This is a genomic window from Leptospira sp. B5-022 (assembly GCF_000347035.1).
In the GTDB taxonomy this organism is placed as follows: Bacteria; Spirochaetota; Leptospiria; order Leptospirales; family Leptospiraceae; genus Leptospira_B; species Leptospira_B cinconiae.
On the sequence record NZ_ANIJ01000049.1, the window covers coordinates 23,983 to 37,295 of the forward strand.

A 13,313-nucleotide genomic window follows, 5' to 3' on the forward strand; every position below is an offset into this window, starting at 1 on the left:
CGGTATACAGTAACTATCCGACTTTTGCGCCGGAGTCGGAAAGCATACGGTTAACGTTGTCTATAAAACGTTTTTTCTCCCCGGGTCTTGCAGAGTTTCCTTCCAAAGAAAGTCCAACATACAAATTTCCGTCCGTATCCCTTGCTATGGAGCGAACGACACCGTATGCAGTGATCGGAGATTGCATTTTGAAAAATATATCGAATGTGAATCCTTTCCTTCTAGGAAGCTCGCCGTTCAGATCCGGATGGTTGATCTTTACCCGCAAACCGCCTGTGGAAAGATCTATAACCGCGAATCTTTCTTTGACTAAAATGGTATTGGATTCTCTGATCCGGTCTACCATATCGAATGTGAGTGTTTTTATCTCCATTACTTCGGCGATATCAATTTCTCTATTCTTATTTTGGGCATGCACATATCCTATAGGAATTGCCTGCTCATCATGATTGATATATATAACCGGAACGATCAGTTCCGATCTGATCTTTTGGTTGGCGTATTCTATGATCTTTTTACGAACATCTTCCTCGTCGCCTAGTTCGTGTTCATAATCTATAAATCCGCTCGGATCGGAAGATTTATAAGAATCAGGTTTTTGTGTATTCGGAATATATAATATTTTTCCCGTCTTTTTGACTAGATCGAACTTGTCACCGATAGAGTTGAAAACGTCTATTTTGACTATATCGAATTTAGGTTTGAGAGTCCTTTCCGTATCGGCAAAATTCACTTTGACGGAAGTGGGAATATTGAATAAGTTCGCATCAATTGTAGTCCTACTAGTACGTAGGTTAGTGATCCACACACTTCCATCGGGAGGTTTGATCCGTGTGAATTTTCTTTCTCTGCTTGCAATGGAAACGTGTTCCACTTGCATGATGAATTGGTTATTGGGTTTTTCTTCCAGCACCTCGCATTCTAGTTCGACGTATCTTGCGAGCAGTTTGTACAAAACAATATGAGCATTCAGCTTAAATTGTTCGGCCATCCGACCTTGTACTAAAATTTTTGTGGCGTCTTTATTGACGGAGAGCAGCTGAACGGTATCGTGAGTTTCCGTATCCCTTACGAGTAGATCTGTTTTGAGTAGAAATTTTCCAATGATATGGAGTTTTTTACCAGGATCTGTGATGAACTCTTTGTCTCTTTGTTTCCTTTGAACCTTTTCCATTAAATTCCTAGGTCGATCGGATTCCGGCGGAAAATTATCTTGATTCCAGCCTTTGGCTTCGTTTTGATGTAATAGGTAAGGTACACTAATGTCAAACCAATCTTACCGAGACTCCCAATTTTTAGACGGCCTAGCCGGCGAAGAACTTTTCAGCATGCAAATCGGGCTTACCTATCGGGACTTTTTAGTCCTGCCCGGTTTTATCGATTTCAATCCTTCCGAAGTAGAACTAGAGACTAGATTAACAAAAAAGATCAAACTTAAGAAGCCGTTCGTAAGTTCCCCAATGGACACTGTGACCGAGTCCTCCATGGCTATCGCACAGGCCCTTATGGGAGGGATCGGAATTATCCATTATAATAATTCCGTAGAAGAACAGGTTGCCGAAGTTAGCAAAGTCAAACGTTTTGAAAACGGATTCATTTCCGACCCTGTGGTCCTCGGACCAAAGAATACGATCCATGATCTGGACAGGATTAAAGAAACTTTGGGATTCACCGGGATCCCGATCACGGCGGACGGGACCAGAAATTCCAAATTGGTTGGGATCGTAACCAATAGAGATATCGATTTCGAACGGGATCGTTCTATTCCTGTGGAAAAAGTAATGACAACTGACGTGATTACCGGCAGAGCTGGGATCACTTTAAAAGAAGCAAACGATATCATCAAAAAGGAAAAGATCGGAAAACTTCCGATTATCGATACAGACGGAAAACTTGTCTCTTTAGTGAGTCGTTCCGACCTGAAAAAGAATAAAGAATTCCCCGATTCTTCCAAGGACGAGAACAAAAGACTCCGATGTGGAGCTGCGGTTTCTACCTTACCTGAGTCCAGGGACAGGGTTGCTGCATTGTATGAGGCTGGAGTAGATGTGATCATCATCGATTCTGCCCAAGGAAACTCGATCTACCAGATTGAGATGCTCAAATTCATTAAATCTAATTTCAAAAATCTAGAAGTGATTGGTGGAAATGTGGTCACTCGTGGTCAGGCCGAAAATCTGATCGGTGCAGGAGCAGATGGACTTAGGATCGGAATGGGACCTGGTTCCATTTGTATCACACAGGACACCATGGCTGTAGGAAGAGCCCAAGCCACTGCGGTCTATCAGACCGCAGCCCATGCAGCAAAATATGACGTTCCTGTTATCGCAGATGGTGGAATTTCCAATATCGGAGACATCGCAAATGCTTTGGCAATCGGAGCTTCTGCGTGTATGATGGGATTTATGTTTGCCGGAACGACAGAAGCACCCGGAGAGTATTTTTACGAGAATGGAATACGTCTCAAGAAGTATCGGGGAATGGCAAGTATCGAGGCAATGAAAGCCGGCGGAGATAAACGTTATTTTAACGAGGGCCAAAAAGTAAAAGTGGCCCAAGGAGTCAGCGGATCCGTAGTGGATAGAGGTTCGATATTGAACTTTATTCCGTATTTAAGCCTTGGACTTAGACTTTCTTTTCAGGATATGGGATTCCGTTCCGTCCAAGACTTACATCAAGGGCTCCGAGACGGGAAACTCAGATTCGAAAGAAGGAGTGAATCCGCTCAAGCCCAAGGTTCCGTTCATAGTCTTTACTCTTATAGTGCACCTAGTTTAAGAGCAGAATAATAGAACCCTTAGATTTGTCGGGAAGGAAAGGTTTTGAAAAAGTTTCATCTTATTTCGATCATCCTATTATTCCCGATCCTGATGACTGGGGAAATTTCCCATGCTCAGGTTCCTCCGGATAAAGCTAGGGTTGCCCAGGAACTAGTCGCAAGATTAGATCAGGCCCTTTTAAAAGCGGACGGTTTAGTTAAAGCGAGCCTGATCCTGATCAAAAAGACAGGAGATTCGTGGACATGGGACATGAGTATTTTCAGAAAGGGAGAAGATTCTCTCTCCCTATTCGAAAGTAAAGGGCGTGGTCTAGAATATAAGATCTTATTTAAAGAAGACGGGGAATTGATCTTCGCCTTCAATGCGCTTTCCAGAAAAATTTTCAAAAAGAACGACGAAGAAAAATACGAGAACCATCTGAATACCGGATTCAGCTTCGTGGATCTAGCGGGAACTTCCTACCAAGCGAATTATAATCCGATCGTACAAAGTGATCTGGATATTGCTGGTAAAAAAATGAAACGAGTGGCGCTTCGGCCGATCGTTCCGTATTTTTATTCCAAACTTATTTTACTTTTGGAACCGGATACATTAAGGCCTGTTCGTTTGGATTTTCACGATAAAGACGGGGTACTTTATAAAACTATGAACATAAAGTACGGTCCTGTTAAGGTAAAAGCAAAACAGAAGGTCTCAAAAGAAGATATAGTCAGTAGATTGGAAATGCTGGATCTGAATACGGGTGCGATCAGCGTATTGGAATATACGGAAGTGGATCGTGACGTAAAACCGGATCCTTCCTTATTCGAATTGGATAATCTAAATAGACTCTAATGTCCTCGGAAGAGATCGTTTTTTTTCGACCTGGATTTCTGTCTTCTCCCGAATTAAAGTTAGAAGGAGAAGAGATCTCTCATTTAAAAGCGTTTAGAATATTTTCGGAAGAAAAAATCGTCATCATCAAAGACGGCGCAGGAGCAGGTTTCGTTTATAACGTACCTTCTTCTTCTAAGATAGGGAGCCTAGTCCGTTCCGAAAAAAAAGAAAGACCGAAAACTTCTGCAAAGATCGCGACAGCTATTCCGAAAGGGAATCGGCTTGAGTGGCTTATCCAAAAAGGAACGGAACTCGGGATTACTGAGTTTAACTTTTTAGTTTTTTCTCATTCGGATCGAAAAGATTTAAATCCGGAAAGATTATTGAAAGTGGCAGCGGAAGCTTCTTCTCAATCCGGTCGGGATTTTTTGCCCGAGATCAAAGGACCGATCGCACTTTCTAAATTTTTGGAAGAGTCCAAATCAAAAAAAGAGGAACTTCTTCTTTTTGACCCAAGATCCGAGATACGGATCAGTCCCGAAAACATACAAAACAAAATCGTTTTGATCGGACCGGAAGGCGGATTTAGAAAAGAAGAATTAGAACTGATCTCTCAATTCGGGATTTTATCCGTGAATGTGGGTGATTCTATTTTGAGAATTGAGACCGCCGGGATTTTTGCGGCCTCTATGTTTAGGTTAGGGAATCTAAATTGATTATTGGCCGAACCCGGTCGCGCTTAAGATCAATACACAGTTGGTCATATAGGAATCGCAATCGCTTTTACAACTTTGAGACAATTGGAAACAAAGAGTAGAAACATTACAGGTCGTATTACAATTGGAAAGGCAGGTATTTAAAGCGGCCAAATTTTCAGTGGTAACCGATGTTCCATATTGATTTTCGCAGGCATTTTTACAGGCCGGATAACTACCACCCGTACAGTTTGCATAAAAAGTTGCGAGGGCGTTCCCTTTAATATCTCTCTCACCGCTATTACAGGATAAAATGCCTAGGAGTACGATTATTAGAAAAATCGGGAGAAATCGGGTCATATAAGTAAATCGTTTTCGGTCGGGATGGAACGGTAAACTAAAAAACATTCGACGTTAGTGGAGAATACGAAGGAATGAAGTATCTAGACCGAGGTGCATGGAATGATCGTAAACGGTAAGGAATTATCCCTTCGGGAACTTTCTTCTCCGGATTTATTTTCCCTTTTGGAATCCTTAAAATTAAAACCGGAAACGGTAGCGATCCAGAAAAACGGGGAGATCTTAAAAAGAGAGCATTGGAAAAATTCTTCCTTAGAAGAAGGGGATAAAATAGAGATCCTGAAATTTGTAGGAGGGGGTTGAGACTTTTTTGGAATTCCCGCTTAGACCCAGACACAGTATCTGGAAGGCTCCTGGGATTTATCCTATTCTGGATCTGGAATATTGTTCCAAATTTTCCAAGGACCCGGTCCGTCTAGTGGAACTTTGGAGTTACCAAAGAGAATGGATCCCATTCTATCAGATACGCGCTAAAAAGGAGACTCCCGAAACTTTAAAGAAGGTTTATAAAAGTCTGATAGACATATTTCCCGATTTCCCGGTCATATTGAACGATTATTGGGAAGAAGCTTTGGAATGGAAATGTTTCGGACTTCATATAGGAAAAGAGGATTATAGTTCTCTTTCTTTAGAGGATAGAAAGAAGGTCCGCTCCAGCGGATTATATCTTGGCACTTCTTGTCATAATTCAGAGGATATTATAGGATTAGAGCCCGGTTGTTGGGACTATACCGGTCTTGGACCCGTATACTCAACTAGTTCCAAAGATACGGAAGATATTCCGGTGGGTCTTTCCGGCGTTCAAGAAGCCTTACAAATTGCTAAAATACCTGTCACTCCTATCGGAGGGATCGGTCCGAAACAGATTGCCGAATTATCCGAGTTAGGCCCTTTGTCCTATGCAATGATTGCCTCCGCTTCCGAAGAAGACTGTTTTTACGATTGTATTCGTATCCTTAAGGAGATAAAGAATTCATAAAGGAATGGACACCGGAATTTTGGACCTTCTTCGGAACGTCCAGGGCCGTTTGTTTACAGGAACTTAAGTTTTGGGAAGGACTATAAGTTTCAATTGACTCACAAATTATGTCCAATAAGATGATCCCTATGAAACAGCCAGGGGAAATACGCCATTTATCCGCAAAGGATGATCGCGACTACTTACTAGATTACCAGACCCTGAATGTGGACGATTTGGAAAAGGCTCCCATTCTAGGAGTACCTTTTGACAACGCCAGCCTGGATGAGGCAGTAGCAAAAATTTATCATCTCATGGAAGAGAAGGATAAATTCCACCATGTTCTTCTTTTGGATCCGATCAAGACAATGGCGCTTCGTAAAGGAAAGAAGTTACATCGGATCGCTCAAAAAGCCAGCCTGATCTTAGCGGAAGGTGCCGGTCTACAATGGGCCGCTAAAAAATTAGGTGGGGAATTAAAAGAAAGGATTCCCACAATCGCGCTTATGATGGACTTAGTCCGTCTTTGCGAGCTTAGAAATTATTCCATTTTCCTTTTAGGCGGAAAGGAAGAGATCGTCGAAAAAGTGTATTTCAATCTTTCCAGACATTTTCCCGGAGTTCGGATCGTAGGGCGTCATGCCGGCTATTTGAACACACAACGCGAGTTGCTCGTAAAAGAATCCATCCGTAAGACAAGTCCGAATATTATATTTCTTGCAATGGATTTTCCTGACCAAGAGATCTGGGTGGAAAATAATACCGCTTTTTTCGGTCATGCAGTGGTAATCGGAGTCGGTCCGGCAATGGACATTCTTTCCGGAAAGGTAAAAAAGGCACCGAATGTTTTCAAACTGAAAGGACTTACCTGGCTTTGGAGAATTATGGTCCGTCCTTGGAGACTGATCCGCCTAAGCAGAATGTTCGGATTCTTTATCGTAGTAGCGATTAAATCTCTTTTTGTTAAAAAGAAGAAGTAGATTTTTTAGGTTTTTATTTCCCGCAGAGAACACAAAGCTCACAGAGAAGTTTATTAGTTTGTAGGAAGTCCTACACCGCGATCTTAAAAAACTCCGTGTTCTTCGTGAGCTCTGTGCGAAACGAATTATTTACGAACTAGATCCTTAATCGAATCTAAAGTAGGCGAAACCCAGTCTTCTAAAAGAGGTTCTCTTTTGAGAGCTTCCTTTTTGAAGAGAAGGTCTTTATTAGAAAGTGCAATTTCACTCGCTTCATTGATCTTACGTGCGGTTTCGATCGCCTTCCAATAATTTTGGAGAGCCTGGGCAGTATAATTTTCCGATTCTTGCGCGTTCGCTTTTTTAGAAAGAGTCTCGTAACAAGCACCAATATTATTATAAGCAGCAGTCAGAGTTTGATACACTTCTTGGTGGTATGGATCTTCCGTTTTAGGAGAACTCATTTGAGGAAGTTTTTCTTCCATATCATCTTTAACTCTTAGGAAATATCCAAGAGCGGTTTTGGTCTGACCGGTATAGAAGAAGGCATTTCCTTTTGCCATGAGAAGGGTTGGATTATAATATTCGTCCTTGTCTTCGAAACCGGTCCAATCCACCAAAGACTTGTCGAAATCTGCGTCCATATATTCCACCCAGCCTTTGAAAAATTTCATTTCTCTTAGCATGGACCCAGGAAGTTCTCTTCTCCATTTGCGGACGAGTTCGAATTTGGGTTCTTCCGAATCGACTTTTGCGAATTCTTGGAGAGAATTTCTCAGTTCGTTCCTACGATTTCTTTTCTCTTCCTCTTCCTTTAAGACGGAGAGACTTTTTCCATCCGATTCGGAGCGGGCACGAAACGGATAAATTTTTCGACCGGGGAATTCTTTCAGCGAATCTTTGTCGGAAAGTCCAGCGGATAATAAATATCTGATCTTTCCAAGGTCGAAATGGATACGCGCGGGATTTCCTTCAAATAAGGTTTCGTCCTCGTCTTTGGAGCCGAACCAACGTTCGCTCATTTGATAACGAGCTTCCGCTTCTTTCAAAAGATCTTTTGCTTCTTCAAAATTTCCTACACGAATGGAATGTTCTGCGAGTTCCAGAACTGCAAGCCAATGTTTTGGATCGAGAGTTGCCGCTTTTTCAAAGAACCTTCTTGCCTGGCTATTTTCCTTTTGAGAAAGAAAATATTGGCCTCTTTGGTAATATCCTTCCGCGTAATCTTTTCCTTCGATCTCCACTCCGGTCCTTTCATCTTCCATGGACTTTCTGTAAATCGTATCTAATAGCCTGATCGCACTTTCTTCTATCTCTATTCCGGAGACTTGGTCGACAGGGTTGATATTGTATTTGATCCGAAGTTCTTCCGGATCGATTGCAGCGTAAAAGGATGCAAGTTTTGCCAGAGTGTAGAAGGGGAGTTCGGACTCCATGTCCAGATTGTTCCTAAGCAGACGATGATGATTTAAAACAAATTGAGGATCCCCACTTTCTTTCCACATTTCCAAATACGTGGAAACAAGTCCCGATTGACCGGGAATACTTTTAGGGTTCGCTTCTACAATTCGGTTGTAGAAAGAAGCTGCTTTTCCGAATTCTCTTCTATTATAATATATTTTAGCGATACCTGCGGTGGAATCCTCATCATACGGGCTTTCTCCGTCCGTAAATACCTTGGAATAATAATCAACAGCCAATGCGTCGTTTTTATATTTTCCTTTTTTGCCTTCTGCCGGTTCCGCAAAATCGGGCATGATCTGAGAATGGAACCAACCTAGGTTTCTGTAGGTATTATTATCATGGGTCCTTTCTTTCAGTCTCATTGCGAGAAATGCGCCGGCGACGAGTACTCTTCTAGGCGTTTTTTCCTGGTCTAAAAGGAATTTAATTCCTTCTTTTCCTTGGTTTACGCTCGCGTTGGTTTTTAGTTTTTTATCATTCCAAGATTCTCCTTGGGCCAATCGGACCATAGGAGATTGTTCTCTTTTATTCCAAGAATCTAATGTTCCCATTCCAAGATCCGGCTCTATTTTACCGAATAATTTTTGGAAGGAAAGTTCATATTCTCCTGCTCGGCTGTATTCCACTCCGTACAGGTTCATATATTTCAGATTATAAGGATCTATATCGAATCCTTTATCATAAAAATCTTCTATACGACTAATATATTCGACAGTTTCATTTTTACTTAATGTCCCGGCGAATTTTTTGGCACCCATTTCACGGATCTGTTCTAGACCTGCTTCGTAATTTTGGGCTGCTTGTCTAGGAAGAATGATATGTTTGTAAGTGAAATAACTTCCGAATCCGATCAGGATCGCTGCAGCCGCAGCGAAAAATGTCCTACGGATCTTCTTCCGTCTTTCTAAAAGACCTTCTCTTATATAGATCGGATCGGAAGAAATAATAGGAACACCGTCCGCCGAATAAGCGCCGGTTCTATCCGTAAGAGCAACGGTGACTCCTAACGCGGAAGATAGGAAGGCCGCGATATCCTCGGGGGTACTTTCTATTTTAATAAGTTCTAATAGATCTCTTTGTGCCTTTTTAGAAAGACGATCTTGGACTATGGATTCTATGAGGGTTCTGCGAAGAAGCGGCGGATAACGAAGTATTTCTCTTTGTATGATCGCAAGTTCTTCATCCGTCAGGGACTTATCTATATCGTCCTTATCTTCTCCGCTCAAAGATCGTAAATCTTCTTCGAATGCCGCGGCTCCGATGTCCTCATCCCCGGAGTCGGAATCCAGATCAGGGGAGAAACTCGTAAAATCGGAAGATTCCGGAACCGATTCCATTTCCATCGCCGAAGCCGGTTCTGCTGCGAAATCGGCGAATGGATCCGACTCCGGAACGGATGTAGCTCCGGAAAGATCTGAGAATGGATCGTGGTCTCCACCGGAAACCGGTGCAAAATCTGCAAATGGATCTGAGTCTGTAGGAGCTTCGGCAAAACTATCGCCGCCTCCAAAGTCTCCGGAATCGGAAGGTCCTGAATCAAAACCACCCAGATCTCCGAAATCGGAGTCACCGGAAGTGGGGGAGGCTCCGAACGGATCTCCTTCTTCTAAACCGAATTCGTCCCCTGGGGTATCTTCCATTCCGGAAGCATCGAAAGCAGCAAACGGATCTTCACTGCCTGAGGTTGTAGGAGCTTCGAAGTCTTCAAGACCTGAACCTCCGGGTTCTTCTCCGCCTAAACCTGCGAATGGATCTTCGGAATCCGAGGAAGGTGTCGCACCGAAGTCATCCATTCCGAGATCGGAATCCGCAAATGGGTCGGAACTTGGAGTAGAGCCCAAGTCTTCGTTAGGAGACGTTTCAAAAGGAGTATCTAGTTCAGGAGCAGAATCGAATCCACCGAATGGATCTTCCGATGTAGGAGCTCCGAAATCTTCCAGACCTGCGGAAGGTTCCTCCGCTTCGGGAGCCCCGAAATCGTCCAAACCGGAATCCGCAAATGGGTCCGAATCAGGTTCGGGAGTTGCAAAATCACCGAAATCATCGGTGGCTGTAGGAGCTTCGTCAAATCCACCAAATGGATCTTCTCCGGCATCCGCACTCGGCTCGCCCGTTTGCGAAGGTTCAGTTAATAATTCGTCCAGATCGATATCGTCGTCTTCGGAAAAGGATAATGGCTTTGGCTTTTGGAGAGGTGTAGGAGCTTCGTCCTCGTCGCCTAGATCGAAACTTTCTTCGGAACCTTCTTCCGGTTGCTCCTCGTCGTCGTCCCCGATAGATATAGGAACACCGTATCCCATCTTTTCACGGAAGGTGGAAAGCATAGGATTCAAATCTTCGGAAGATTCCGGATTCTTGTTCAAAGGATCCAAGATGGAGCGGATCTGCTCCAGTTCCTGTTCTGAATAATCAGCCATAAAGTCCTTCCAATAGTATCGGCTGGTCCGTGAAAGAGCAAAGATTTTTTCCTTATGTCGGATCTAGGACAGGCCCCGGAAATACGCTTAGGGTTTCCGGGAAAACCTACGACAATCGGTTTATGGTGCATAAAGCCAAGGCGGTTGCCTTACTTACCTTGATATTGACCTTCGCTCTTGCTGCGGAGGAGGCGGAAGATTGGATTGGAGCCTTCCGGTCCGTGGATTATGAGGAAGGAGAAGAAGCCCTTCCCGAGGAAAAAATTTATTATTTCTGGCAATTGGAGAATTTGAGAAAAGCGGTCCCGCCTAGGTTCATCCGATTTGTGGATACTTTCGCCGCTTTAAAGACCGGGAGATTATTGAACCGCGGAGTTTTATTCAGTTATGAAGGTCTTGCAAACGACGAGGTAAGTGTTTGTGGAGAATTCAGTCATTGGCAATGTGTTTCCTTACAGAAGAACGATAAGGGAATTTTTTACGGGGTCGTGGATATTCACGGAGACCAACTTTACGAAACGAAACCTGCCTACGAATACAAGTTTAAGGTGGACGGTATTTTCACTCATGATCCGGAAAACCCTGACACTGTGGAAGATGGAGAAGGTTCCCTCGTTTCCAGGATTGTATTCCGAGAAGGTGGTCCGAATAAACAGACAAGCACCCGCGTTTTAGAGGATTCTCCTTATGAAGAAAAAGAATTTAGGACCGTGGAATTCAGGATCTATCAACCCCAAGCGGAATCGGTGAGTCTGATCGGAGATTTTAACCATTGGGATCCGGAGTCCGATTTTTTAATCAAAGAAAGAAACGGAACCTTTAGAGTGGTCAAAAAATTAAAACCGGGTGAATACCAATACAACTTCCTAGTAGATGGAAAGATCGTAGTGGATACTTATAATCCTCTTACGGTGTTAAGAGAAGATACAGGAGAGATCTCTTCCGCACTAGTTGTTCCTACCAGAACCGGAGTTTTGGAAAGAAAGAAGATTGACCCCTAAGGTATAGAACGGATTGTTTAGATCCGTTCTATGGAAAAGTTGCGTCTCTCCGTATATTTGGTGATCGGGATCATCATCATCCTGATCGTCTTTACCTTATTGAAAAGTTGGTTTGTATACGATCGAGGGATCGAGCTCGCAAAACATCCGTCTAACAGCATTCAAACGGTATATGTGGAACCTGACGACGATCTGGTGGAACATTCATCCGTAGTTTGGGGAAAATTTTTGTACTACCCCTTGGGTCTAAACAGGGACCGAGAAAACTTCGGTCCCCGTAAAACTTTAAACCACGCCCAAAATCTAGTGTTCGTAGACCTGCAAACGGGAAGGAATCGCAAAGTATTCAATAAGAGCGTATATATCTGGGATTATTTTTACGGCGCGGAACCCGAAAAGCCGAGTTCCAATTCCGAAACACAAGAGGTTTCCGAGGATGTTTTCCTCGGGTTAAAAACGGGAAAAAAATTCGTGATCGTTGGGATGCCCGAGGATACGAATAAAGACGGGTATCTAAATCAAAAGGATTCCAAAAAAGTATTCGTATACGATCCGAACTCCGACGAGTTACTTCCTATACTTCCCAAAAAATTCTATCTAGAAAAGATCTTACCGGACACTCCGGAAAACAAACTAGTAATGATCGTTAAAAGGGAAGAAGAGTCCAGCCCTAACAAAAAAAAGCCGAACCTTCCTACATTATATATTTATGATACTCTTCAAAAAAGAGGTCAGTTGATAGAGCGCCCGTAGGCGCCATCACTGCTTCATTACTCTTCCTGAGCTTCCAGCCATCTTTCCGCTTCGAGAGCCGCCATACATCCGGAACCCGCAGCAGTGATCGCTTGTCTGTAAGTTTTGTCCTGAACATCTCCGGCAGCAAACACACCTTCCACACTGGTGCGTGTCGTGCCGGGAACGGTTTTGATATAACCTGTTTCGTCCAGATCCAATTGACCTTCGAAAATTTCAGTGTTCGGCTTATGACCAATTGCGTAGAATAGACCGCCCACAGGAAGTTCTTTCGTTTTTCCGGTAGTCAATTCTTTCACAGAAAGGGAAGTGAGTTGGTTTCCGTTTCCTTGCGCTCCTTCTACGGTCGTATTCCAGATAATTTCTATTTTAGGATGGGTTGTGGCTCTTTTCTGCATGATCTTAGAGGCTCTTAAAGAATCTCTTCTGTGGATCAGATATACTTTGGATGCGAACTTAGTTAGGTGAGCCGCTTCTTCTACGGCAGAATCTCCTCCGCCCACAACTGCCAATTCTTTGTTTCTGTAAATTGGAAGCGCTCCGTCGCAAACCGCACAGGCGGAAATTCCTTTTTGCCAATATGAATCTTCACCAGGGATGAACATTCTTTTTGCAGTGGCGCCTGTCGCGATGATCACGGTTTCCGCTTCTATCAATTCATCGTCCGACCAAAGACGGAAAGGTCTTTTGGAGAAGTCCACTTTGGTTATGGTTTGGGTAATAATTTTTGTACCGTATTTTTCGGACTGAGCGCGGAACAGATTTGTGAGTTGGGTTCCATCGATCCCTTCCGGAAAGCCCGGGAAATTTTCCACCTCAGTTGTGGTGGTGAGCTGTCCACCTGCGGCGATTCCCCCCGCCATAAATCCCTCATACATGACAGGATTCAAATTCGCTCTGGCTGCATAGATTGCTGCCGTATGACCCGCAGGACCGGATCCGATGATGACTACTTTATGGGGCATCTCATTTCCTCTAATGATTTAGAATGATTCTAAATTGATTTTATTTTTAGACTGGGAAATTGTAAAGTAGATCTTTTTTTTCGAGACAAAAGAGTCGGAATTCCAACAGTCCCTTTCCTAGATGAATTGTCTTGTCATCCGGGTA

General features: G+C 43.3%; 11 protein-coding genes. 8 read left to right on the forward strand and 3 right to left on the reverse strand.

Going from position 1 to position 13,313, the window contains the following annotated elements:
* Positions 1-13 precede the first annotated feature (13 nt).
* Entirely contained in the window at positions 14-1,174 is a 1,161-nt protein-coding gene (locus tag LEP1GSC192_RS18655) for a DUF1577 domain-containing protein (RefSeq protein WP_020771616.1), read from the reverse strand.
* 88 nt (positions 1,175-1,262) lie between these two features.
* Between LEP1GSC192_RS18655 and guaB the strand changes: the two genes are divergently transcribed.
* The 6 genes from guaB (at position 1,263) to LEP1GSC192_RS18690 (ending at position 6,589) form a co-directional block, all read left to right on the forward strand.
* Positions 1,263-2,789 (forward strand): IMP dehydrogenase, encoded by a 1,527-nt coding sequence (guaB, locus tag LEP1GSC192_RS18660; protein ID WP_020771544.1) that lies wholly within the window; start codon positions 1,263-1,265, stop codon positions 2,787-2,789.
* A gap of 81 nt (positions 2,790-2,870) precedes the next feature.
* Positions 2,871-3,614, forward strand: coding sequence for an outer membrane lipoprotein-sorting protein (locus LEP1GSC192_RS18665; protein WP_052005259.1), 744 nt, complete (start codon positions 2,871-2,873; stop codon positions 3,612-3,614).
* Positions 3,614-4,312, forward strand: coding sequence for an RsmE family RNA methyltransferase (locus tag LEP1GSC192_RS18670; protein ID WP_020771591.1), 699 nt, complete (start codon positions 3,614-3,616; stop codon positions 4,310-4,312). The genes LEP1GSC192_RS18665 and LEP1GSC192_RS18670 overlap by 1 nt, the downstream gene beginning before the upstream one ends.
* Before the next feature lie 441 nt (positions 4,313-4,753).
* A complete protein-coding gene (gene thiS / locus LEP1GSC192_RS18680; protein ID WP_020771611.1) occupies positions 4,754-4,954 on the forward strand; it encodes a sulfur carrier protein ThiS in 201 nt (66 codons plus the stop codon).
* A 7-nt stretch (positions 4,955-4,961) separates the two neighbouring features.
* Complete coding sequence (locus LEP1GSC192_RS18685) at positions 4,962-5,630, forward strand: thiamine phosphate synthase (RefSeq protein ID WP_020771559.1); 669 nt, start codon at positions 4,962-4,964, stop codon at positions 5,628-5,630.
* 128 nt (positions 5,631-5,758) lie between these two features.
* The gene (locus LEP1GSC192_RS18690) at positions 5,759-6,589 is read left to right on the forward strand and encodes a WecB/TagA/CpsF family glycosyltransferase (protein WP_020771613.1); all 831 of its coding nucleotides are present in this window, start codon (positions 5,759-5,761) and stop codon (positions 6,587-6,589) included.
* Positions 6,590-6,714: 125 nt separating this feature from the next.
* On the opposite strand, the gene LEP1GSC192_RS18695 is transcribed toward LEP1GSC192_RS18690, so the two are convergent.
* Positions 6,715-10,449 (reverse strand): tetratricopeptide repeat protein, encoded by a 3,735-nt coding sequence (locus tag LEP1GSC192_RS18695; RefSeq protein ID WP_020771546.1) that lies wholly within the window; start codon positions 10,447-10,449, stop codon positions 6,715-6,717.
* A 122-nt stretch (positions 10,450-10,571) separates the two neighbouring features.
* Between LEP1GSC192_RS18695 and LEP1GSC192_RS18700 the strand changes: the two genes are divergently transcribed.
* Positions 10,572-11,450, forward strand: a complete 879-nt coding sequence (locus LEP1GSC192_RS18700) for a carbohydrate-binding protein (protein ID WP_036091134.1) — start codon at positions 10,572-10,574, stop codon at positions 11,448-11,450.
* A 30-nt stretch (positions 11,451-11,480) separates the two neighbouring features.
* Entirely contained in the window at positions 11,481-12,203 is a 723-nt protein-coding gene (locus LEP1GSC192_RS18705) for a hypothetical protein (RefSeq protein WP_020771620.1), read from the forward strand.
* Between the two features lie 17 nt (positions 12,204-12,220).
* On the opposite strand, the gene trxB is transcribed toward LEP1GSC192_RS18705, so the two are convergent.
* Positions 12,221-13,168, reverse strand: coding sequence for a thioredoxin-disulfide reductase (gene trxB, locus LEP1GSC192_RS18710; protein WP_020771672.1), 948 nt, complete (start codon positions 13,166-13,168; stop codon positions 12,221-12,223).
* Between the last annotated feature and the right edge of the window lie 145 nt (positions 13,169-13,313).